General features: G+C 61.2%; 22 protein-coding genes. 11 read left to right on the top strand and 11 right to left on the bottom strand.

The genetic code is table 11. The features are described 5' to 3' along the window. Positions 1–159: 159 nt before the first annotated feature. Positions 160–441: a hypothetical protein gene (locus tag AA0535_RS09335; RefSeq protein ID WP_264815725.1), complete on the bottom strand. Its 282-nt coding sequence runs from the start codon at positions 439–441 to the stop codon at positions 160–162. An 8-nt stretch (positions 442–449) separates the two neighbouring features. Then, positions 450–1430, bottom strand: coding sequence for a VOC family protein (locus AA0535_RS09330; RefSeq protein ID WP_264815724.1), 981 nt, complete (start codon positions 1428–1430; stop codon positions 450–452). A 472-nt stretch (positions 1431–1902) separates the two neighbouring features. Between AA0535_RS09330 and trxA the strand changes: the two genes are divergently transcribed. Next, on the top strand, positions 1903–2229 hold the full coding sequence (gene trxA, locus AA0535_RS09325) for a thioredoxin TrxA (protein ID WP_264815723.1): 327 nt from the start codon (positions 1903–1905) through the stop codon (positions 2227–2229). A gap of 103 nt (positions 2230–2332) precedes the next feature. On the opposite strand, the gene hpnK is transcribed toward trxA, so the two are convergent. The 4 genes from hpnK to AA0535_RS09305 form a co-directional block, all read right to left on the bottom strand. Continuing rightward, positions 2333–3190, bottom strand: a complete 858-nt coding sequence (gene hpnK, locus AA0535_RS09320; protein WP_264815722.1) for a hopanoid biosynthesis-associated protein HpnK — start codon at positions 3188–3190, stop codon at positions 2333–2335. A 24-nt stretch (positions 3191–3214) separates the two neighbouring features. Beyond that, on the bottom strand, positions 3215–4639 hold the full coding sequence (hpnJ, locus tag AA0535_RS09315; RefSeq protein ID WP_264815721.1) for a hopanoid biosynthesis associated radical SAM protein HpnJ: 1425 nt from the start codon (positions 4637–4639) through the stop codon (positions 3215–3217). A gap of 109 nt (positions 4640–4748) precedes the next feature. Further along, positions 4749–5954: a bacteriohopanetetrol glucosamine biosynthesis glycosyltransferase HpnI gene (hpnI, locus tag AA0535_RS09310; RefSeq protein ID WP_264815720.1), complete on the bottom strand. Its 1206-nt coding sequence runs from the start codon at positions 5952–5954 to the stop codon at positions 4749–4751. A 54-nt stretch (positions 5955–6008) separates the two neighbouring features. Then, on the bottom strand, positions 6009–6623 hold the full coding sequence (locus tag AA0535_RS09305; RefSeq protein WP_373319309.1) for an ABC transporter substrate-binding protein: 615 nt from the start codon (positions 6621–6623) through the stop codon (positions 6009–6011). Positions 6624–7192: 569 nt separating this feature from the next. Here AA0535_RS09305 and hpnH point away from each other — a divergent pair. The 4 genes from hpnH (at position 7193) to AA0535_RS09285 (ending at position 11798) form a co-directional block, all read left to right on the top strand. Beyond that, positions 7193–8380 (top strand): adenosyl-hopene transferase HpnH, encoded by a 1188-nt coding sequence (hpnH, locus tag AA0535_RS09300; RefSeq protein ID WP_264815718.1) that lies wholly within the window; start codon positions 7193–7195, stop codon positions 8378–8380. Positions 8381–8524: 144 nt separating this feature from the next. Continuing rightward, complete coding sequence (locus AA0535_RS09295) at positions 8525–9817, top strand: hemolysin family protein (RefSeq protein ID WP_127102671.1); 1293 nt, start codon at positions 8525–8527, stop codon at positions 9815–9817. Between the two features lie 44 nt (positions 9818–9861). Then, positions 9862–11178, top strand: coding sequence for a hypothetical protein (locus tag AA0535_RS09290; protein ID WP_264815717.1), 1317 nt, complete (start codon positions 9862–9864; stop codon positions 11176–11178). Then, the gene (locus tag AA0535_RS09285; RefSeq protein WP_264815716.1) at positions 11175–11798 is read left to right on the top strand and encodes an ATP-binding cassette domain-containing protein; all 624 of its coding nucleotides are present in this window, start codon (positions 11175–11177) and stop codon (positions 11796–11798) included. The genes AA0535_RS09290 and AA0535_RS09285 overlap by 4 nt, the downstream gene beginning before the upstream one ends. A gap of 69 nt (positions 11799–11867) precedes the next feature. Here the strand turns inward: AA0535_RS09285 and AA0535_RS09280 are convergent, their stop codons facing one another. Further along, positions 11868–13862, bottom strand: coding sequence for a transglycosylase SLT domain-containing protein (locus tag AA0535_RS09280; RefSeq protein ID WP_264815714.1), 1995 nt, complete (start codon positions 13860–13862; stop codon positions 11868–11870). A gap of 178 nt (positions 13863–14040) precedes the next feature. Continuing rightward, on the bottom strand, positions 14041–14832 hold the full coding sequence (locus tag AA0535_RS09275; RefSeq protein ID WP_264815712.1) for a uracil-DNA glycosylase: 792 nt from the start codon (positions 14830–14832) through the stop codon (positions 14041–14043). 51 nt (positions 14833–14883) lie between these two features. On the opposite strand from AA0535_RS09275, the gene AA0535_RS09270 reads away from it, so the two are divergent. The 3 genes from AA0535_RS09270 to AA0535_RS09260 are packed head-to-tail and all read left to right on the top strand — an operon-like array spanning position 14884 to position 18087. Next, positions 14884–16758 carry a tetratricopeptide repeat protein gene (locus tag AA0535_RS09270; protein ID WP_264815711.1) on the top strand — a complete coding sequence of 625 codons (1875 nt, stop codon included), beginning with the start codon at positions 14884–14886 and terminating at the stop codon, positions 16756–16758. 5 nt (positions 16759–16763) lie between these two features. Further along, the gene (locus AA0535_RS09265; protein ID WP_373319308.1) at positions 16764–17660 is read left to right on the top strand and encodes a 4-(cytidine 5'-diphospho)-2-C-methyl-D-erythritol kinase; all 897 of its coding nucleotides are present in this window, start codon (positions 16764–16766) and stop codon (positions 17658–17660) included. A gap of 40 nt (positions 17661–17700) precedes the next feature. After that, positions 17701–18087 (top strand): hypothetical protein, encoded by a 387-nt coding sequence (locus AA0535_RS09260; protein WP_264815709.1) that lies wholly within the window; start codon positions 17701–17703, stop codon positions 18085–18087. A 67-nt stretch (positions 18088–18154) separates the two neighbouring features. Here the strand turns inward: AA0535_RS09260 and AA0535_RS09255 are convergent, their stop codons facing one another. The 3 genes from AA0535_RS09255 to AA0535_RS09245 are packed head-to-tail and all read right to left on the bottom strand — an operon-like array spanning position 18155 to position 20131. Then, positions 18155–19156 (bottom strand): SDR family oxidoreductase, encoded by a 1002-nt coding sequence (locus AA0535_RS09255; RefSeq protein ID WP_264815708.1) that lies wholly within the window; start codon positions 19154–19156, stop codon positions 18155–18157. Positions 19157–19176: 20 nt separating this feature from the next. Beyond that, positions 19177–19755 (bottom strand): YqaA family protein, encoded by a 579-nt coding sequence (locus AA0535_RS09250; RefSeq protein WP_264815707.1) that lies wholly within the window; start codon positions 19753–19755, stop codon positions 19177–19179. A 49-nt stretch (positions 19756–19804) separates the two neighbouring features. Next, complete coding sequence (locus AA0535_RS09245) at positions 19805–20131, bottom strand: YnfA family protein (RefSeq protein WP_264815705.1); 327 nt, start codon at positions 20129–20131, stop codon at positions 19805–19807. A 420-nt stretch (positions 20132–20551) separates the two neighbouring features. On the opposite strand from AA0535_RS09245, the gene AA0535_RS09240 reads away from it, so the two are divergent. From AA0535_RS09240 to AA0535_RS09230, 3 genes are read left to right on the top strand one after another with little or no spacing between them, the layout of a single operon-like run. After that, complete coding sequence (locus tag AA0535_RS09240; protein WP_264815704.1) at positions 20552–21367, top strand: MetQ/NlpA family ABC transporter substrate-binding protein; 816 nt, start codon at positions 20552–20554, stop codon at positions 21365–21367. Then, on the top strand, positions 21364–22395 hold the full coding sequence (locus tag AA0535_RS09235) for a methionine ABC transporter ATP-binding protein (protein WP_304500909.1): 1032 nt from the start codon (positions 21364–21366) through the stop codon (positions 22393–22395). Before AA0535_RS09240 ends, AA0535_RS09235 begins: the two co-directional genes overlap by 4 nt. Next, the gene (locus tag AA0535_RS09230; RefSeq protein ID WP_264815703.1) at positions 22376–23026 is read left to right on the top strand and encodes a methionine ABC transporter permease; all 651 of its coding nucleotides are present in this window, start codon (positions 22376–22378) and stop codon (positions 23024–23026) included. The genes AA0535_RS09235 and AA0535_RS09230 overlap by 20 nt, the downstream gene beginning before the upstream one ends. The last annotated feature ends 131 nt before the right edge of the window (positions 23027–23157 follow it).

The following is a 23157-nucleotide window of genomic DNA, read 5'->3' as shown; positions in this document are numbered from 1 at the left end:
GCGTGAGACATTGGCTCAAAAGATTGCCTCTCAGGGCAGGTTCTCGTGAGATACTTCGCCTTGTCTGAGCAGATCATAGAGGGACTGTCAGCGGTCACGGTCCCTTTTGCTCCTAATCAAGTCTGACGGGGATGCCGTGGCCCCCCTGAAGGGCGCTGGCTAGGGACGATGCCCCCCTGGACCGCGATTGAAGTTGCCATGGTCATGGCCCCGATTGTACTGACGCGGCCCGTCATAGCGATTGCGATAGCCCGGGCCGCCCCATCCGCGACCGGTATAATGCGGCCCAACTGCGTATCCGCCATTCCAGCCCTGGCGTCCCCACCCTCCGGGATAGCCGTAATAGCCGCCGCCATAATAGTCCTCCCGCCCATAACAGCCTGACAGGCCTAATGTACACAGGGCAAGCACCGCGAGGAGGAGAGGCGTTTTGCTGATCAAGGCTTGCTTCATTGTGCCGGTCCCATCTCGAGTCTGTCTTCCTGGGGTTCGATCAGACCGAAAACAGCCCCAGCCGGATCTGCAATCACCGAGATAAGGGCACCGTCCCGATCGACATGGGTTGGGACGATCATCTGACCACCCAGTGAAACGGCGCGCGTCGCCATGGTCGCGCTGTTACGCACCTGAACGAACTGGACCCAACGCGCCCTGTCCCGGGGCATGACATCGGCCGGCAGGGTGTTCACACTGGCGCGCTCCTGTCCCTGCGAGGAGAGGATATAATGGCTGCCGCTATCGGCTTCCGGCGCGGCTGCGACCTTGTAGTTGTAGAGCATCTGGTAATATCCGGCCGCCGTAGCAGGCGAGGGAGAGAGCAGCGTGGCCCAAGAGAACCGGTTCAGAGCAGGCGTGCCCGGCATGTCCGCCGGGTCACCCGTGCGGGCACTTAATGCGCCATAAATTCCCTGCTGCGGATCTGCGATGATGACGACCTGACCCAGCCCATTCCATTGACGCGGGCCAGACAGCACGCGGCCGCCGTAACGCCTGGTTATCCGGGCGACGGTGGCCGTGTCGGAAGTCGAGATGAATGGCAGCCAGAACGGGACATCCTGTTTCGGGTTATCCAGACGATGCGCCACGATCGTGCCGATAGGCTGCCCTGCAAGCATGATCTCTGTCCGCGGGTGCCGTCCCCCGGTAACAGGGCGAAAACTCCAGCCGAATAACGAGCCATAGAAGGTCTCGGCCCTGCTGAGGTCGGGCGTGACCAGCATCGAAAACACAATCTTGCCCGGGAGCAGACGCTGCGTTGCCGGGGTGGAAACCGGGTCGAATTGGCTGGTCGGGGCCAGCGGCAGGGTAGGACCGGAAGGAACGACGCCGGGTACCGGAACGGTCATGTAGTCGGGGGCCTCGGGCGAGGGAGGAAGAGGCGCAAGGGTCGGCTGGGCCTGTGCTGTCGCGACAAGAGCCAGCAGACTCACGCCTCCCATGATCCTGAGGCATAGGGATCGTGCCTGACATACAGCTTGGGTGGACCGCTTCGACAAGAGTTCTTCTCCGGCTGACCGACGTGACGCCCAGGGACATAACCCCGAGGGACGTAACCCCGGAAAACGACCCCCCTTCAGGGTGGCCCGACCCTGAAACGCGGTGCCTGCACCCGTGTTGCGCGTCGCGTTGCGAATTCGCTGTCACTTGCACGCGATACGCGTCGAGGTTTCCTTACCCGCGTGCCATCGCCTGAACGACCGGGAGCCGCTCTATCCCTCTGTCTCTTTTGTGCCATCTTGATGGCCTGGCCTGATTTCCACGGTTCGTACTCGATGGGGCTGGCAAGGTGACAGAGTGCGCCGCCGGTCGATTACGGTTCTTGCCTCTTGAACGCCGCCGCGGAACTGCTGATATGTGATCCTGAGACGGACCTGAGCGGTCCGCATTGGAAAGGAGTACAGGATGAGCGAGAATACCGTAGCTGTCAGCGATAGCGGTTTCGACAAGGATGTATTGCAGGCCGATGGCCCCGTTCTGGTCGATTTCTGGGCCGAATGGTGCGGCCCCTGCAAGATGATCGCGCCGGCACTCGACGAGATCGGTGGCGAGTACAAGGGCCGTCTGACGGTCGCCAAGATCAATATCGACGAAAATCCCGAAGCCCCCACGCGTTTTGGCGTGCGCAGCATCCCGACCCTCATGGTGTTCAAGAATGGTGAAGTCGTGGCCCAGAAAACGGGCGCACTTCCGAAGAGCGCTCTCAAAGCGTGGGTCGAGTCTTCTCTCTGACCCGATATGGCTGACAGGCCCGCTTACGGGCTTGTCAGCCGGTTCCCTTCTCTATCTCACGATGCGCGCGAGAAGGGCCTATCAGAGGATTCCAGCCCATTAATCAATGATGGGCGACGCTTCTGCCTGACCAGTCGCATAAGGTGACGTTGCTTCGTTGAAGCGCCTCACGGAATTCCATGCTGACCAGAGCATCGAATTCGCCGCGTTGATCATAATCCGGCATGAGGTGCCTGAGCATGGCATTCTGCTCAAGTGCCGGGTGAAAATACATTTCCGACAGACCTTCAGGCAGATGCGGGACAAGCCCGGCAACACGGCCTGGGCGCATCTGCCCGCTCCATGCCAGACCGAAGCAGGAATCGTTGGTTGTCATGCGTGCTCTGGCAATCTGGTGACGAAGCACATTGCACCATCGACGCATGGCCGCCGCGCCAAGCGAGTCGAAATGCGTTTCCGCAGCGCTGAGCGGCTCCACTGGCTCCATCGGTGTGCGCACATGGCGCAGCCCGTAATGCGCCCCGCTTTCGATCAGCAGGCGCCCGATTGTCGGGTGGAGATGCATGTGTTTGTGGGCATTGGCGTGATCGAGAGGCAGACCCGAGGCCAGGAAGGCCCGAAACTGCGCTTCGATCTCGCGCGCCAGCGCTCGTCGTGCTGAAGGGCGGAAAAAATAGGATATGCCCAGACCGAGCTGGCTGGTGCCGAACCTGTCATCGGGCGTGGCGATAGAGGGTATCGTTGCGCCAGGGAGGGCAGTATCGCCCTCGATCACGACCAGATGCAGCCCGACCCGCAGATTGGGCAGGCGCTTGGCGCGGCGCACCGCATCCAGACTCGCCGGGCCGGTAACCATGAGGCTGGCCGTCGAGAGCAACCCGTCACGATGGGCGATCTCGATGGCCTCGTTAACCTCTTCACTCAGGCCGAAATCATCGGCCGAGACAATCAGACGGCGCATGGGAAGTAAACGACGCCTGAGCGATCAGGCGGCGTTGCGGCCCTTGAGGAACTGGAAGAATTCCACGCCTTCACGGAGGCGACGCTTCATCATCTGCGGGCTGCGGACCATCTCGTTGACGATCGAGGCGATCTTCGGCGCACGGAAGTAGAACTTGCGATAGAATTCCTCAACCGAGTTGAAGATTTCGGTGTGCGACAGATGCGGGTAGTGCAGCGGTGCAATCTGCACGCCGTTCTCGTCGATCAGCTCGGCTTCCGCTTCATTGAACCAGCCATTCTCGGTGGCCTGCTTGTGCAGTGCGGTGCCGGGATAGGGGGCTGCCAGAGAAACCTGCAGCGTGTGCGGGTTGATCTCGCGGGCGAACTGGATGGTCTCCTGAATGGTCTCCTTCGTCTCGCCGGGCAGGCCGACGATGAAGGTACCATGGATCTTGATGCCCAGCTTGTGGCAGTTCTTTGTGAACTCACGCGCCACTTCGACGCGCATGCCCTTCTTGATGTTGTGAAGGATCTGCTGGTTACCGCTCTCATACCCGACCAGAAGCAGGCGCAGCCCGTTTTCCTTCATGATCTTGAGCGTTTCGTAGGGTACGTTCGCCTTGGCGTTGCACGACCAGGTGACACCCAGCTTGCCCATTTCACGCGCAATGGCCTCTGCACGGGGCAGATCATCGGTGAAGGTGTCATCATCGAACATGAACTCCTTCACCTGCGGGAAATACTGCTTGGCAAGACGGATTTCGGCAGCCACGTGCTCAGGGCTGCGCGTGCGGTAGCGATGGCCACCCACGGTCTGCGGCCACAGGCAGAAGGTGCAGCGCGACTTGCAGCCGCGACCGGTATAGATCGAGATGTACGGGTGCATCAGATACCCGATGAAGTAGTCCTCGATCTTCAGGTCGCGCTTGTAGACTTCCGTCACGAAGGGGAGGGAGTCCATGTCCTCGATCATGGCGCGGTCACGATTGGCGATGATCTCGCCATCCTTGTTGCGCCAGGTGATGCCGTCCACATCCTTCAGGTCGCGGCCTTCGGCAATTTCCTTGATCGTGAAGTCGAATTCATTGCGCGCCACGAAATCGATCGGGCCGCCCTTGGCCATCGATTCATCGGGCTGCACCGCGACCTTGGCGCCCACCATGCCGATCATCAGCTTCGGATTGGCGTCTTTCAGCATCTGCGCCACGCGCACATCCGAGGCGAAGGACGGGGTTGAGGTGTGCATGACCACAAGGTCACGGTTCATCACATCCTTCAGGATCGGCTCCATGCCCATTCCTGCCGGGGGTGCATCGATCAGGCGCGAACCCTCGACCATGGCGGCAGGCTGGGCCAGCCAGGTCGGGAACCAGAAGGAACGGATCTCGCGCTTGGCCTGGTAGCGCGACCCGGCACCGCCATCGAAACCATCGAAGGAAGGGGGCTGAAGGAAGAGCGTGCGCATCATGACTATGAAGGTCCTCGCAAAAACCACCGGATCGCAGGATCCGCAAAGGTGAAAGGGTCAGCTATTTCTGACGAATGCCCCAGCATATGAGGCTGAAACGGTAAAAAGTCTAATCCCCGGGTTCGACCGGTTGTATTGGCGGTGTAATCGGCGCTGCGCGCCTGATGTGAAGGGTCTGGCCACGCCAGGCCACACGCTTGCCGCGTGCGCTGCCCACCATGATGGCGGCTGACAGCCATTCGCGCAGCGGAAACAGGGCATAAAGGGCGGGGGTGAGGCGCCCCACACTTCGATCGATCGTCATGGCGGCAAGGCTGCGTATTACCCAGACGCCAAGGAAAAACCACAAAGCACCGCGTGCAGGCCAGAAACAGGCCATCACCACGCTTGACCAGAAAAGGGGAAGCTGAATGGCCGAGAGACCGTAACCGACGGGCTCTACATTCTTGACTGTTCGCCCCCAGCGCAATTCATGCTCGATCATGTGCCCTGCCGAGGGCTCGGCGACGGTAGTCCAGGTCATGCATGGGGCGAGCGCGATTTCCTGCCCATGGGCCCGTACAAGCTGGCCCAGAATCGCGTCGTCAGCCACATGATCGACAAGTGCCGACAGACCGCCGACCTGTTCGAGCATGGCGCGCGTCAGGGCCATTGTTGCGCCGAGACAGTCCTGACGGCCGAGCAGACGCGACATCATCACCCCCGGCATGAAGTTGTGATTGATTTGCGAGGCTGCAAATTCTCGCACAAGGGACTTGCTGGCAGGAAGCCCGGCATAAAGCGTTGACACCAGACCCACCCGTGGACGTGCAAGCGTTGCCGCCACATCGCGCAGATAACCGCGTTGAACATGGATATCCGAGTCGGAAATCACGAGGATATCGTGTTTCGCCTTCGGGTACATGTTGATGAGATTGGCGACCTTGCGGTTCGTTCCGTGGGCTGTGCCATCGATGACGAGGTCGATATCGCGGTCGGGGTAGTCCTGGATCAGTTGCGCGACGATGGCGATCGCGGGGTCGCTCTCACGCTGAACGCCGAAGACGATCTGGAAGTGCGGGTAGTCCTGCTCGCAGAAGCTGCGCAGTGCTTCTTCGAGCATAGGCTCGTCACCGTGCAGTGGTTTGAGCACCGTAACCGGGGGCAAAGGCCGGGCGGCCTTGTCTGTCGATGTTTGCGCGGCGTTTCGTTTCGCCGAGTGCTGCTCACCACGGCGAAATGCAGCAATCAGCCCCGCGCCGATAGCCGATTGGGCGCATCCGCACAGGGCGAGCGCTGCAGAGGCATAGCCGAGCCAGTTCGCGACGAGAGTCACGCGCCCCTACTTCCCTTTTTAGGGTGTCTTTTTTCAGGGGCCCGGCAGTGCATCTTAATTATTCATGAACTTTGCGGTTTTACGGTTGAGCAGGGTCACGAGAGCATCCGCGCCACCGCGAGCGAGCGTCGAGCTGAAATCGGCGCGCTGCGCAGCAACCTGGCTGATATGACCGTTAAGCAGAATGTCGACGATGCGATATCCGCCGCCCGATGGCATCATCACATAATTGATAGCGGTCGCTGAATCCGACCCATCACCTATCGTCGTGCTCACGATGGTGCTGCCGCCGGAAGGCGCAGGGCGCGTGGCGGGATTGACCGTGAATTGTGCCGTTCCACCCTGCTTGAAGCTCGAGACATAGCGAGCAATGGTGAACTGACGAAATGCGGCAAGCAGTCTGGTCTGCTCATCGGTCGAAAGCGTCGTGTAACGCATGCCGATGGAGTTATGGAGTACGGTCGACAGATCGAATATCCGGTCGATCACCGGAGCCATGATCTGGGCGCGGGCTTCAGACGTACCGCTGGACGGAGACTGGATCTGCTTCAGGGCCGTATACAGGTCATTGATGGGAGTGACCGCTGCCGATTGGGAGGCCGACTGGGCCAGGGCAGGGGCAGACATGGACACAAGAGAAAGCGCGGCTGGCGCCGAGACCAGGGCCATGAGCCCGAGCGTAGCGCGGGTCAAGCGTCTTGCGGGGGTGGCATCGGGCGTTTTGCTGGGAAATCGTGTCATGCTGCGTCCTCAAATCTGTCCCGGTAAACGATCCCGATAGGTGTCCGGATCCGTAGTCGGAAGCTGGGGTGACTTGTGTTTCAAACAAGACATCCGCTCATCAATCACTGTCGCATATGTCCGACATAACGTCGAAAAGTGCAATCTTCCCACCGTCTTGCAGTAACGAGGGGAGCGAATGCGCGAATCACCATGCGTGGTGCAACTGATTTCGGCTTAAAATTTGGTTAGTTATTGCCTTTACATGTCGCCAAAATGACACAGGTGGCGCAATGAAATGTCATCGATGTTGAGGTTGGCCGCAGGCAGGGTGTATAGGCAGCGTTTTACCATCCCGTACGTATCCTTTTCAGTCTTGCGCGCCGGTTCCGATTTCGGTGATGTCTTGCGAAATCATACGACCTGCGGGTCTCACGTTTGACGTCGACGCGCTAATTCCTCCGGGTCTTTTCTGGCCCCGTGTGTGCACGCCGACTGGTGTAGGAGCATAGAGATACATGGCCGTTCCATTGATGCAGGCCGTCCGTGTCGGACGCTATGTGGTCAAGCAGCATCTTCTGGGTCGCAAGCGCTATCCGCTCGTTCTGATGCTCGAACCCCTGTTCCGCTGCAATCTCGCCTGCGCGGGTTGCGGCAAGATCGATTACCCGGCCCAGATCCTGAACCAGCGCCTCAGCCTGCAGGAATGCCTGGATGCCGATGCTGAAGCAGACGCCCCCGTCATCGCCATCGCTGGCGGCGAGCCTCTCCTGCACAAGGAGATGCCCGAGATCGTCAAGGGTCTGACGGCGCGCAAGAAGTATGTCTATCTCTGCACGAACGGTCTTCTGCTCGAGAAGAAGCTCGATGATTACGAGCCCAATCCGTTCTTCTCCTGGGATATCCATCTCGACGGCGACAAGGCGATGCATGATTCGTCCGTCTGCCAGGAAGGTGTGTATGAGCGCGCAGTGTCGGCCATTCGCGCTGCCAAGGAGCGCGGTTTCCGCGTGTCCATCAACTGCACGCTGTTCGACGGCGCGCAGCCCGAGCGCGTGGCCCGCTTCTTCGATGAAGTCATGGCGCTTGGCGTCGATGGCGTCATGACGGCACCGGGCTATGCTTACGAGCGTGCGCCCGATCAGGAGCACTTCCTGAACCGCCAGAAGACCAAGCAGCTCTTCCGTGACATCTTCCGTCTGGGCAAGGGCAAGAAGTGGCGCTTCACCCAGTCACCGCTCTTCCTGAACTTCCTCGCTGGCAATGAAAACTATCATTGCACGCCTTGGGGCAAGCCCCTGCGTACCGTGTTCGGCTGGCAGCGCCCCTGCTATCTGCTGGGTGAAGGCTACGCCAAGACCTTCAAGGAACTGATGGACGATACGGCCTGGGAGCAGTACGGCACCGGCGCCTATGAAAAATGCGCCGATTGCATGGTCCATTCGGGCTATGAGTCGACAGCCGTCATGGATGCGGTCAAGCGTCCCTGGCATATCGCCAAAGTGGCCCTGTTCGGACCGGAAACCGAAAAGCCCATGGTCCCCGAGATCTCGCTCGAGAACCAGCGCCCCGCCGAATACAAATACGAGGCGCAGGTGGCTGAGCAGGTTACGCTGCTCGAATCCCGCAAGCCTGCCCGCGGCCCGCGCGTGCGCGTGCACAAGACCGAGGACAAGCCGGTCGAGATTGCCGACGCAGCCGACTGAGGGGCCTTCGGGTTCAATCAGCCGGGCAGAAGGGGGAACAGCCCTCCTGCACACTGGTCAAGACAGGCATGACAGCCTTATCCTGAAGAGGCGGACATACAGCGTGTATGTCCGCCTTTTCTTTTTCTCCGAACGAAGGGCGCCATGCTCACCCCCATTCTGGTCATCTGTCTTCTCATTGCCTTGAACAGCATTTTCGCCATGGGCGAAATGGCGCTGATCTCGGCCAAGCGGCCGCGTCTTGCGGCGCTGGTCAAGCGTGGGGTGCGTGGTGCAGAACGGGCGCTGCGTCTTGCCGATGAGCCCCATTCCTTTCTGCCGACCGTGCAGATCGGCATGACACTGGTCTCCATTCTCGAAGGCGCCTTTGGCGGCAGCCAGATCGAGGAAGATCTGGCCCTGCTGATCCGGCGCAGCGACATGTTGCGTCCTTTCGCCAATGAATTGTCCATCGGCATCGTGGTGATGGCCATCACCTTCGCCATGCTGGTCTTCGGTGAACTCGTCCCCAAGCAGATCGCCTTGCAACAGCCCGAGAAAATGGCGGCTCGCCTCTCCTTCATTCTCTCGGCGCTGCTGACTATCTCACGCCCTGTGGTGGCGCTGCTGAGCGGGACTTCCAACCTTGTGCTGCGTCTTTTCGGCGTGGGAGGGCTGACGCGCGCTGCGATCACGGAAGAGGAACTGCGCGCCATTCTGGCCGAGGGTGCTCAGGCCGGTGTGCTCGAAACCGAAGAGCGCATCATGATCGAACGCCTGCTCCGCCTGGCCGACCGCCCTGTACGCGCGATCATGACACCGCGTAACGAACTCTTCTGGGTCGATCGTCATGCCAGCCGCGATGCGTTGATCGTGAAGCTGCGCCAGTCCACCTATACGCGCATCCTCGTCTGTGAAGGCGATGTGGACCATCCCGTGGGCGTGGTTCTGGCCAAGGATCTGATGGACCGCCTGCTTCAGGGGCTGCCAATTTCCATCGAAGCGGCCCTGCGTCAGCCGATTGTCGTGCCGGACAGCCTGACGGCGCAGGACATGATCGAACGCATGCGTGGCGAGCGCCTCGGCATTGCTTTCGTTCTCGACGAATATGGCTCCTTCGAGGGGATCGTCACGCCTTCGGATATCTTCGAGGCGATCGTGGGTGACGAGACCGCCGAGAAGAACAAGACCGAGCGTGAAAATCCTCAGCCGCGGGACGAATATGTGCTCGATGGTTTCATGCCCGCCGATGAAGTGCGCTCGGTGCTCGACCTGCCCGATCTGCCTGCCGCGGGGAGCTATCATACGCTGGCGGGTGCCATCCTCGCCCTGCTGCGCCGCGTTCCCGCCAAGGGAGACAAGGTGGTCTTCGCGGGCTGGCTCTTCGAGGTGGTCGAGATGGAGCAACGTCGCGTGACCAAGGTAAGGGCCAGCCGTCAGGTACTGGCTGAGAACTGAGCCCGTCTTCAGCGGTGCCTACGCTGGTGTGAAGAGGAAATGCGATGACGGAATTGCCGGTGCTTTCCCCACCGGTTGCGGCGGCACCTGACGGGGCGGGCGAGGTCGGGAGCATAGCCCCCTACAGCCTGTACGCTTATTTCCGATTGCGGCTGCGTTATCTGCTGCATGCGGGCAAGACGCTCCTCATGCAGCGCTGGCTCGCATTGCTTGCCATTATCTTGCTCTCACCGTCCCTCCCGATCGTCGCCCTGCTGCTACGCGCAGCGCATTTCATGGTCTTCATGCTGGCGCCGCCCATGACGCGCTTTGATGCCTTTTCCGGAGCCATTGGGCCGCATGTCGGCGCAATCATTTTCGCCCAGACAGGCTATCTGCTCTGGGCGGAGGGGCTGCGGGCGGTTTTGCGCGGTGGGGCTTTCAGGGGTTATCTCGACAGCCTGCCCATTTCCCTGAACATACGTCTTTTTATCACTGCCGGGCTCCTATGCCTGCTCGACCTCCCCTTACTGCTTCCCCTGCCGGTCGGGCTCGCTCTGGTCGGGACCGGGGTCTCGCTGGCGGCATTGCTCTATATAATGAGAGCGCTGGTTTTTGCGGGACTGACAATATTCCTGCAGGCAGCCCGTATCGAGGCCGCTCCCCTCCTGTTCCCGTTCATTCTGCTTGCCGATCTGACGCTGGCCGTGGATTGCGGAATGGGGAGTTCCGGCGCCGCTCTGCCGGTCCTTGCCCTGCCTGTCCTGTGCGGAGTGGCGGCCTTACTTCTGGGTACGCGCCATGAGGGATGGTCCGGCATTCGTCGTCATTCTCGTCGATCGGCATCGCCCAGGGCTTGGAAGCTGACACGCATGGCGCCCGTTCTGCGTCTTCAGATCAGGTGCTGTGTCGAAAGGGGCAATGCCACGCCCATAATCATGCTCCTCGTCGGGGTTTTGCCTTTTGCCTTGTGGGCGCTCCTGCGCGGGTTCGACTATGATTCCCGCTCTGTACCGGTGCAGATCGTGGTCATGGGGCTCATCGCGCAATCAAGCCTTGTTCCCCTGGCTTCTCTTGCCGAGGCGCATGAGCGTGCAGCCGGCTTTTGCCGCGCTTTGCCTCTCTCCCGGTTTTCCTGGGTTAGGCGCGATATTGGTCTTGTTCTGGCGCTGTTCACGATTCCAGCCCTGCTTTGCCTGCTGCCGCTCACCGTGCATCGCCTGATGACGCCAGGTGTCGCTTTCGGTGTGCTGGCTTCGTATCTACTGTTGCTGTTGGCCCTCCGGCTTACCGTGCAGATCGATCCGCGATGGCGGCCCATGCCCGCGATCGCGATTTCCGCATTCTGGATAACGGTCATTCTCTGGGAGGTTCCTGCATGAGCGACAGGCTGATCTGCACCGATCTCGAGATGGCCTATAAGGGACGAGCTGTTTTCTCTTCGGTCAGTCTCGCTCTCTCTGTAGGTCTGCACGGGCTACGGGGGAGCAATGGCACAGGTAAATCGACCCTGCTGCGTGGCCTGTCCGGAGTGGCGAAACCGCAAAAAGGTCGGGTTCTGATTGCAGGGCATGACCTCGCCCGGCAGCCCGTCGCAGCGAAATCCTGTCTTGCCTATGTCCCGGATGAAGGCGCGCTCTACCCGTTCATGACCGGACGCGACCTCTTCGCGCTCTGTGCCTGGGCACGCAAGGCGGAGAGCGTGTCGCCTGGGCTGATCGAGGGTTTCGGTCTCAGGCCCCATCTCGACAAGCGTTATGATGCGCTCTCGCTCGGAACGCGGCGCAAGATGCTGATCGCATCCGCTTTTATCGGCAGGCCCCAGGTGTTGTTGATGGATGAGCCGGGCAATGGTCTCGACGCCGATTCCCGGCAATTCCTCATGGCACTGCTGTCAGACGCAGCGCGGTCGGCCTGTATTCTGGTGTCGACCCATGATGGCGTCTTTCTTGAAGCGCTCGGGGCACGGATCATCAGAATGGAGACACTCGGAAAGGAATAAGGGCGACACCCTTTGCAGGGGCCGCCCTTATCGAAAATCGTTTCGGCCCGTCACGGGGGCAGCGGCCCTTCAGTGATAGGTCACCGGTCTGGCGCTTGCGATCTCCTGCTCATCGGCGAAGCGCGGCCACTGGGCATGGGCCAGAGCATGGAGCGAGGGAGCAGGAAGCCCGAGCTTGTCCGCATAGATCCAGAGATAGGCAAAGGCGTGATGCACGTAGTCGCGTGTTTCGCCATTGGGCAGCAATTCCATGAACAGAAGCGGATCGTGGACCAGTTCTGCTTCATGAGGCGTGCCGCTCTCCCAGCGCGCGATCGCGCCGGGCCCTGCATTATAGGAGGCCAGGGTGTGGATCAGATCGCCTCCCTTGGGAGCCGCTTCCGAACGCTCCGACAATCCGGCCAGATACTGCACATAGAGCTGGCCGATCTCGAGATTGACTGCCGGATTATGCAGGCGTCCCACCATGTCGGCGGGGACGTTGATGATCGCAACACCATGGGAATCGAGAGCGGGTTTGGGGCCGCTCACGAAGCTGGCGGTAAGCGGGCGGATCTGCATCAGCCCATGGGCGCCGGCGCTTGACGAGGCCTTGGCGTCGAAGTTCGACTCAAGACGGGTCAGGGCGTAGACCAGAGCTGGATCCATCCTGAAACCGTGACGCGGTGCGAGCTGCGGCATGGGGAACCCGGCCAGATGCGCCGGGCGACCGTCTCGCGCGCCCAGAATGGTCGCGATCTGCTCCGACAAATCATGTAGCCCCGCCGCGGCTGCAACAAGCTGAACCGAATGGCAAAGCGCTGTGTCAGAGGCAATATCGGGCCACATGCGGCGCAAAAGCGCCTCAGCCCGAGCTGTTTCGCCTATCTGAAGAAGGGCAAAAAGACGGCGCCCCTGAGGCGTTGCGGCGACGGCCTCGACATCGATTTCACCCATGACGGGGATCGGGTTCTGCAAGGCCGTCTCGTCGTTCGTCGGCAGGGTATCGGCGGTTTCCTGCGCGGCTGGCGTCTGCCCGGCATGATGCAGCCCGAGCATCTGACGGGCCAGAATACCATAGAATGTGCCGGGCTCGGCGGCGGCACGCTGAAGCCAGGATGTGGTGAGTGTGGCAGGCCCGGCCAGGTGGCGATGCACACGCGCCGCCCAGTAGGCGCTGGCGGCACGGACGTCATTGGTTGTGGTCTGGGCACGAGATGCCTGCTCGAAGAACTGCGCAGCGTCATGATAGGCCCCTGCGCGCCAGGCGGCGAGCCCGGCCACATAGCCGGCATAGCCGAGCTGCTGGGCGCTTTTGGCGAAGCCCGCCCGCGCTGTGTCGAGGGCAAAACCCGTTTCACCGGCGCTCAACATGCCCAGTGCGACTTCAGCCTTGAGTTGCGCGGCGTAGAGCGGGGTCATGCCCGGTGTGGCATCGATGAGCCTGACCGCACTTTGCCCACCCTTGAGCCCCCAGGAAAGACGCTCGGTCACGGTGCGGTCGAGCAGGGGATTGCGGTTGAGCAGGTGAGCGATAGGGTCGATCGCGCCTGAAGTCGCCGTAGCGGGGGTATCCGAAGGGGCCAGGGATGTGGGGAAGTTCTGGGTGACAACGCTGCCCTTGGGGCTGAGCGAGACGAGCAGAGACTGGATGGCGCTTGCATCGGCAAGGCTCGAAAAGGTCTTGAGCCACAGACGAAGCTGGACTGGCTGGGGGTGATAGGCCGGGTTGAGATAACGCTCGGCCAGGAGGTCACCCATCAGGACGCTGTCATGGGCGGCGCGTGAGCGGGCAATGGCGGTTTCGAAATCACCAGAGCGCTGGGCGCGGAAAGCCTCTTTCAGCAGCGCAGCGTCTGAGGCGGTAAGGGGATGGGGGAGACCATTCGACCCCCCAGGCGCGAAAGATCGCGGCGTTGCAAACGCCGTTTCCTCGCTCTGGGTGTTGTCGTGGTCGGCAGGGTTAAGCGTCGGTCTGCTTTCCTGGGCACGAAGCGGATTGAACGTCGCTCCCGCCACAAGCATCGCGCACAGCATGGCAGCACGGGCGCTATTACTCGACGCGAAATAAGAAATTCCTCGCATGGTGGGGATGCTCGTAGCCCCTCTCACCCTGCAAGGCAAGAGTGGCCAAAAGGTCACACCAAAGGAGTTCGCTATTCTATGAGTGTTTGTCGAATTCTACCAGAGGGATACGAGGCAAAAACCACGTTTTTGAGAACTAAATTCAATTTTTTTTATTAAGCAATTGCAACTACCTGTGTCAGGCCGCGCCTTCCAGGCATTCCGCCAGAAAAACGAGGTCTTTCCACATCTCCCGACGGGCGCGGGCGCTCGAAACCAGCTGTTGCGGATGCTGCAGCACGAGCGCCTCGACAGAGTGTCCGTCATCGAGTCGCACCGTCAGCCATTTCCCACGCGAACGCGCGACGCTGGCCTGTTCGTCTGTCAGCAAACGGAGCGGAGTCGGCCCAAGCAAAACAAGACGACGGGGGCGGGCCTTGATGATCGCTGCATGAAGCAGGGCCCGGCACTCCCTCATTTCGATCAGGGATACGGCGCGCCCACCCGGCGGCCGCCAGGGAAGGGCGGGCGCCTGAGAGAGCGCAGCCCTGTCGAGCCCGATACTGGGCAGGATCATGTCGAGCAGCCTGCCTGTTTCGCCCGCGAACACGGTGCCGGAACGGTCTTCATCCGCGTCTGGAGCGTCACCGATCAGCATCAGTGGTGCCTCGGGGAGGATCAGGGGGCGAACGCTTGTCGAGGCCGTCCGGGCCAGACCGCATTCGGGAAAGCTTTCCACCCCCCAGATCTGTGCGGCTTCCGGATCAACAGGGGCAGGGCGCATCGCGGTGGCAGCAGGCGGCACCTGGGCAGTCGGCATGGCGCGTGCGCGCTGGGGCATGTTTCGTGACACGCGAGCGGGCACGGACGCAGGGCGGTCCAGACGCTGGGGAGCAATCTCGTCAATGAGGCAATCCACGCCCCATTCCCGGTACAGCTCCAGCAGGGCAAGAATCTCGGATCGGTCCTGGCCGGACAGGGTAAGGGACATGGTTTCTTATCAGTTTGGTGTCTGCTCGGGTTCAGTCTAGATTGTCGAACGATGCAAACCAAGCACTCTCCGTTCCGGCTCGCCCTTCTCGCCAGCCTGGTCATGGCCCCCTCCCCGATGGTGTCGAGCGCCGTGGCGACAGGCGCCCCGATCCCCGGTACGCCGGGTGCAGGTTCGTCGTCTGCCATGTCGGCATCGTTGATCGTGGGGCCTGCATACAAAACACCGGAGACCTCGCTCACAGGCTCTTTGCTGGGCAGTATCGTCTCCGTGCAGCGCAACAACGTGCCCGATGCATCCCGGGCGCTCTATGAAACCGTCATGCGCGGGTATCGTGACCCGGGGTTCATGCTCATGGCCCTGCGTTATGCCGCCATGGATTCAGGGAGTGAGGCCGCGGCCCACGCCCTGGCTCTGGCCCGATTGCAGCCCCGCGAGAGCCTGGCCCGTATTGTTCTGGGCACGGCAGCGTTTCGAGACCGGCAGTGGAAAAATGCCGAGTCCCTCTTTGCGCTTCACGGCAAATCACCCGAAGGTTTCCTGCGCCTCGCAGGGCAGGGGCTGATCGACTGGTGCAGCTACGGCGCATCACCGGGGCAGGTGAGCGAGGTGGCACTCCCCGGTGAGGGGGCGCTGGACCCGGTTGCTTATCTGGCCTTGTTGCAACAGGCCCGTATCGCCTCTCTTCGCGACGAGGCTCGCACAGATGCTCTCTTTGCCCGGCTCGAGAGCAATGCCGCTTCGGTTCCTCCGCTGCTGCGTGTGCTCACCCTTCAGTTCGAAGCCGATTGGCTCGCCTATCGTCAGCATCATGATGATGCCGTCAGGCGCCTGCGCTCCGTAGGCGGCATTCTGCCTGCTTTCCAGCTCGTGGCTGACAGGCTGAGGCCCCAGCCCCTCACAAGACAATTCGCTCCCAGCCAGGGGTTGGCAGAGTTCTATATCGGTATCACGACCTTGCTTGGCGATACGACCACACACGGTGCCAGCCAGAGTAATGGTGCAGAAAGCGCCCAGAGTGACGATCAAGGCGATGACAAGCTGAAGGATGTCAGACAGCTCAAGATCCTGCTTCTGCGGCAAGCCCTGCTGCTTCAGCCCGACCGGACCCTGGCCAAGATTCTGCTTGCAGAGGAACTGCGCAATGACGGCCAGCTCGACATGGCGCAAGCTTCTCTCGATAATGTTGCCGATGACGATCCCCTGGCGCCGCTCTCGGATCATGCCCAGGCGCAGATCGCGCTCAAGCGCCATGACCTCAAGGCCGCCTTGCATGCACTTGAGCGCGTGGTCAGGGCGAACCCGGATAATCCCGATATCCTGAACGAGCTGGCTGCCACGCAGGACCAGCTCGGTCAGTCCGACAAGGCGGTCGAAACCTATACGAGAGCGCTCAATCATGTGAGTGTGATGGAAGCGCGTATCTGGCCGCTCCTTCTGGGACGCGCCATCGCCTGGGATCATATGGGGCGGCGTGACAAGGCGCAGAGCGATCTCGACCGTGCCCTGGCTCTGGCGCCCTCCGAGCCCGTACTCCTGAATTATGCGGGCTATTCCGACGTCGAGCATAATGAACGGCCGGAACAGGCTCTGAACCTGCTTCGCCACGCCATGGATCTCGCACCCGATGATGCCGAGATAAGGGACAGCTATGCCTGGGCCCTGCTGAAGCAGAATGGCGATCTGGCACAGGCTCTGCCCCTCCTCCTCTCTGCGGTCAACGCCGCACCCGGAGATCCTGAAATCGCCTATCACCTCGGCGTTGCCTACTGGTATCAGGGGCGGCAGCTCGAGGCCCGGGATCAGTGGGATCAGGCACTCAACAACAAGCCCGAGCCCGAAACGAAGGCCCTGATCGAGGCGGCGCTGGCCCATGGTCCCGATCTGCCTGTCATGCGCGGCCGCTCCATACCCCCCTCACGCTAATCAGGATCACGCGCCAGGATGGCCTTGCTATGACCCGCTCGCTTGCTCACGCCAAGATCAATCTGTTTCTGCACATCACCTCACGTCGGGAGAATGGGTATCACGAGCTGGACTCTCTCGCCGTCTTCGCCGAGACCGCCGATATCCTCACGCTCGATGTCGATGCCGACCCTCAGGATGCACCCAGCCTGAGAATCGAGGGGCCCTTCGGTGAGGGGCTCGATGCAGGCGCTGATAATCTGGTCATGCGCGCTGCTTCAGTCCTGCGTCAGTCAGTACGAACGTCAGACGCCTTGCCCTGCTGGCCCATGACCCTGACCAAGAACCTGCCCGTGGCCTCGGGAATAGGGGGAGGTTCTGCCGATGCGGCCGCAGCGCTTAGGTTGCTGGCTGAGGCTTGGCAGTGTGGGGAAATCGATCTCGCACCAATCGCGGCAATGCTTGGCGCCGATGTGCCGGTCTGTCTCGCGCAGAAGCCACAGCGTATGCAGGGCATTGGTGAGATTCTGGTGCCTGCTCCTGTCATGCCACGCTGTGCTATGGTGCTGGTCAATCCTGGTATTGCGGTTCCAACCCCGGCCATTTTCAAGGCCTGGAAAGAATCCCGCGCAGATTTCCGGGCACCGGCCCTGCTGCCACAAGCGTGGCCGGATCTCTCCGCCATGGTCGAATCGCTTCATACAACGGCAAACGACCTACAGCCGCCTGCCATCGCCCTTTTTCCCCTCATCGGGACAGTGCTCGAGGCACTCAAGGCTACTCAGGATTGCCATTTCGCGAGGATGAGTGGCTCGGGCGCCACCTGCTTCGGCCTCTATGAGGATATGGACAGGGCGCGTATCGCCGCAGAAAAAATGCGCGAAAGAGGGTGGTGGGCCGAGCCAGGATGGATCCAGACCTGATAGAAGCGACCTGAAACCCCCGGAAAGAGGAAGATCAGAAATGGGTGCAAGGATGCAGGTCGTCCAGAAGGAGGACGGTACGGGAGCGACGCTGCGCTTCCTTGAAGGAAGCGGGCTCGAGGGCGAGATCGACATGAGTCTCGATCAGTTGACCCAGCTTATCGCCAGCCTCGGCCGCGTCCGTTATGCCATGACCGCAGGGCAGCCCCAACCTGGTATCGGTAACGCGCCGTTCCTCCCTGTATACAGCACGAACTGGGCGTTGCAGATCGATGCCCTGACCGAAGGTTCGACCCTCGCGTTCCAGCATCCGGCTTTCGGGCCTGTGGGTCTCGTTTTCGGTCCGGAAGATGCAGAGAAACTCGTCAAGGGGCTCAAACAGCATCGCGCCCTGATGGCCGCCAATACCAGCAGACGCCCCAGCTGAAAGAACGAGGCAGGCACCGCGTCGGGGTATTGCTGCGGCCTTCGGGGTCCAGAACGCCGAACCCGGTTCAGTCTCTGGTTTTCAGGCTGCGCCAGAGAGCCGTGAAGACCGCGATGCCAAAAACCGCGGCCCCGAGACCGAAGCGACGCGGGATGGTCAGCAGCAGGGGCTTGCGCCCCTGTTCACGCAGGGGGATCCCCTCATACGGTCCATGAGCGGCATAGGCCCCGCCCAGGCTCTCATCCAGAATATCCGGCTCGTCTTCTGCCATGCCACTGGCAAACTGGCTCTTGATGCCCTTGCGCGCCAGGAAGCGGTCGCGGAGGGAGGGGGCCAGACCGTTGATCAGGCTCGGCAGGATGGACGACGCACCGACCCATATATCGCGATGATGCCCCAGCACGGCCTGACAGATGGCATGGGCAGCCACTTCAGGTTCATAGACGCGCCCGGCAGGCCTGAGAGCATGACCTGACAGATTGCGGCTCCAGCCCAGACGCGGTGTGTTGATGGAGGGCAGATGCACCACCGTCAGATCGATCCGGTCGGAAAGGGCATGGATCTCGGGACGCACGCTGTCACAGAAGGCGCTGATCGCGGCATGGGCTCCGTTGACCGCTGCCTGAAGCGGCAGGCCGCGCAGGGGGTGAGCAAGGCCGAGATTGACGATGGTTCCGGTCCCACGTCTGCGCATGCAGGCGAGAGCGGCCTGCGTACCGAAGACGGAACCCAGATAGGTCACATCGGTCACGCGTTTGAGGGTCTGCGCATCCAGGGAGAGGACCGGGCCTATGGCCGTCACGCCTGCTGCGTTGATCCATACCGTGATCGGGCCCAGTTCACGCTCGATCCTCTCGGCTGCTTGCGCGACGGCCTGAGCATCCGAGACATCCACCGAGAGGGTGAGCGTCCGTATTCCCTTGTCCTCGAGTTCGAGGGCAGCATCTGAAAGACGCTGTTCGTTGCGACCGATCAGCGCGATATCGAAGCCATAGGAAGCCAGCATACGGATCGTGGCGCGCCCTATACCGGCTCCGGCGCCCGTGACGACGGCAATCTGGTTGGGCATGGCAGCGATCCTCACACGGTCTACAAAAGGGTTACCGCCAGAATGCCAGCGATGATCAGAAAGAGAAAGCCTGCCATGACCAGGGTCAGGCGGCGTTCGATGAAGTCCCGGATCGGCGCGCCGTAGAACCACAGCAGTGTCGCAACCAGAAAGAACCGCGCGCCGCGTGTGACCAGACTGGCCGCAAGGAAAGGCAGGATCGCAAAATGCGCCGCTCCGGCAGCGATGGTGACGATCTTGAACGGGATGGGCGTCAGCCCCTTGAGCAGGATGATCGCCACGCCGTACTGGCGAAACTTCTCCTGCATCGCAAACAAGGTGTGCTCGGCGTGATAGAAATGCACGATCGGCAAGGCAACATGCTGGAGCAGAACAGCGCCGATCACCCAACCGAGCATCGCGCCGCAGACGGATCCGATCGTGCAGATCGCGGCCAGTACGAAAGCCCGCTCCCGTGCGGCCAGAACCATGGGGATGAGCATCAGATCCACCGGAATCGGGAAGAAAGACGCTTCGGCGAAAGCGACGGCAAACAGCCACCATCCGGCATGGGGAGAGGCTGCCAGGGCGAGCGTGCGTCGATAGAGCGGCTGGAACACGTCGGAACTCCGGTTTGATCTGCCCGGAGTGAATGGCGCAAGCGCGCCCCTATGTCGAGCGGGGCGCCCAGAGAATGACCGCCGCGCCGCACAGGCAGATGACGGCACCGATCAGGTCCCAACGATCCGGGCTTCGCCCCTCGATCAGACGCATCCAGACCAGCGACGCGGTGATATAAACGCCTCCATAGGCTGCGAAGGCGCGCCCCGCGCTGTCGCTCTCGATACGTGTCAGGATCAGCGCGAAGACGATCAGGCTGATCGCACCGGGAAGGGCCCAGAAGACGGACCGCCCGAGGCGCAGCCATGACCAGAACGCGAAGCACCCCGCGATTTCGGCAAATCCTGCAAGAAGATAGAGCGCGAGAGTGAGCATCGACATTCCATAGCGAGAGAGAATGCAAGGAGACCACAGCCTGAAGCGCCGGAAAAGAGAAGGCCGTCAGGGCGCCGTTCCGCGCGGGTAGATACCCATGCAAGGCGGGTCGTATCCCGGCGAACAGGCGCATCTTTCCGCAGGGGCAGCGCTTCGGTCAGTCACCTGAACGAGGAGGACGCGATCCTCGACAAGACGAGCCTGCCCTCGAACGGGCCAGCGCGCAGCCCCGGGCACCCAATGCCTGTCAGGAGCCAATGTATGGCTCGACGCGGTGAGGGCCGAGCGCTCCAGGGGAATTGATTTCCAGAGGATTCTGTATAAAACACAGAAAAATCGTTTAATGCGACGAGCACTGATTTAACAACGATATATAATCGTTTAATAGACTTTGCTCACCAGAACCCGGATCCTCGCCTGATGTCTTTCCCTTCGCTGCCGCGCCGTTCGGTCCTGTCTTCGCTCATCGCCACGCCGTTGGCCCTGAAACTGCGCAAGGCCGCTGCTGCCGACAAGGTGATCCGTGTGGGCATCATGGCGGGTGAGGATGAGGATATCTGGCGTCTCGTCAGCCAGAATGCCCAGAAATCCGGTCTGACGCTCAAGATCGTCACCTTCTCCGATTACTCCACCCCCGACGAGGCCCTGGCCTCGCATGATCTGGACGCCAATTCTTTCCAGCACATGCCCTTCCTCAAGGCGCAATGCGACGCACATGGCTTCAGGATTTCGCCGGTGGGCAATACCTATGTGGCGCCAATCGGCCTGTATTCCCGCAAGTGGAAGACGCTCGCGACCCTGCCCAAAGGGGCCGTGATCGGCGTGCCCAATGATCCGAGCAATGAAGGGCGCGCGCTGCTTCTTCTCCAGACCCTGGGCTTCATCAAGCTCTCACCCTCGGCCGGATTGCTGCCGACCCCGCTCGATATCACCGAGAATCCCCATGACTTCACGATCCGTGAACTCGATGCCGGTGTGGTCGGACGTGCCCTTCCCGATCTCGATGCAGCGGTGATCAATACCGACTGGGCGCACAAGGCGGGAGTAGACGTGGTGCATGAGCGCCTTGCGCGTGAAGGGGTGAAAGACAATCCCTATATCTGCGTGATTGCCGTCAACACTGACGATGCCCAGGCTCCATGGGTCAAGCCTCTGGTCAGTGCCTACCAGCAGCCCAATATTCGTCAGGCGTTGATCGACGTGTACGCCAATACCGTCATCCCCGCCTTTTCATGAGTCTTCTCGACGTCTCGGGCCTGTCATGCCGCTTCGGCGCACAGAATGCGCTGTCCGATATTAGCTTTCAGGTCGAGAAGGGGGAGATCATCGGCGTGATCGGCAGTTCGGGTGCGGGGAAATCCACACTCCTGCGCTGCCTCTGCGCGCTTGAGCGCCCCACCGAAGGGAAAATCCTGCTCGATGGCGCTGATCTCACGCTTTTGTCCGAGCGTGAGCTGGTGGCTGCACGTCGCAAGGTTGGACTTGTCTTTCAACATTTCAATCTTCTGAATGCCCGCAGCGCCGCAGGGAATATTGCCTTGCCGCTTGAAATTGCCGGCTGGCCGAAAGCGCGCATTACGGCGCGCGTCGACGAATTACTGGCTCTGGTCGGGCTCGAAGGCCACGGGCACAAGCGCCCGTCGCAGCTTTCCGGCGGACAAAAGCAGCGTGTCGGTATCGCGCGCGCTATTGCCAACTCACCCTCTTTGCTGCTGTGCGATGAGGCGACATCGGCGCTCGACCCGCACACAACCGCCTCCATTCTCGAGCTTCTGGCCGATATCAATCGTACGCTTGGCCTGACCATTATCCTGATCACTCATGAAATGGAGGTTGTTCGGCGTTTTGCGCACCGTGTGCTCGTTCTCGATCATGGCGCGCTGATCGAGAATGGCAGCATGGCCACGCTGATGCGTGACAGCCGTGGGGACCCCCGGCTTGAGAACCTGCTGGCCGATATACGCCCGACGCTCCCCGAGGCTCTCAAACGCCGGCTTCTCCCCGATCCCGGTCCCGATACGCGTCCGCTGCTCCGCGTGGTGCTCGGCCCGGAAACGGCAGGAACGCCCTTCCTCTCCCATCTCACGACCCGTTTCCAGCAAGAGGTTACCTTGATCCAGGGCGGTACTCTGGCCTGCGGGGACGAGCTGCTTTCCGACATGATCCTCTCTTTCTCAGCACCCCTTTCCGCCCCGCTCTCCATCTTTCTGGATCAGCGGGCCCATGTGACGGAGGTGCTCGGCTATGTACCGGCTGATCGCTAGGCTCATCGCCGACGCCACGTTCCAGACAGTGGAGATGGTGGCGGCTTCCAGTCTCATCGCCCTGATCTTCGGTCTGCCTCTGGCCGTATTGATGATCGCGACCCGCCGCACCGATCTTTACGATCTGCCCTGGCTGGGCCGTCCGGTCGGCTGGCTGATCGATGCCATCCGTGCCATTCCGTTCATTATCCTGCTGGTCCTGCTGATCCCGGTCACCCGGTTCATCGCAGGGACCTCGCTCGGGACTCTGGCGGCAATCGTGCCACTCTCCATAGCGGCTATTCCTTATTACGCGCGCATCGCCGAAATTTCGCTTCAGGAAATCGAGCCAGGTCTGATCGAGGCTGTACGCGTCATGGGGGGAACACGCTGGATGGTCATCCGCTACGTTCTCATCCCTGAAGCACTCCCCGGGCTGCTTTCCGGTCTGACTGTCACCGCCATTACCCTCGTCGGTGCCTCCGCCATGGCGGGCGCGATCGGCGCAGGCGGATTGGGCGATCTGGCCATTCGCTATGGCTATCAGCGCTTCAACACCGCCATCATGTTCGCCGTCGTGGCAGTGTTGATCCTTCTTGTAGGGCTGATCCAGGGTGCCGGTGCACTGGCGGTACGCGCTATCCGTCGCTGAGTTGAGGGAGATTGCGGGGCTCTGCCCCGCGCCCCGCCAGAGGCGCGCCTCTGGACTCGATTCTGAGGATCAACGGATAGGGATGCAGTGGGCTTTGCCCATGCCTGTTCCGGGCACCCGGTTTAATGAAA

Origin of the sequence: Asaia krungthepensis NRIC 0535 (genome assembly GCF_025995175.1) — a bacterium.
In the GTDB taxonomy this organism is placed as follows: domain Bacteria; phylum Pseudomonadota; class Alphaproteobacteria; order Acetobacterales; family Acetobacteraceae; genus Asaia; species Asaia krungthepensis.
The sequence above is the reverse complement of the archived record's forward strand: the minus strand, read 5'-3'. Positions and strand labels throughout refer to the sequence as shown.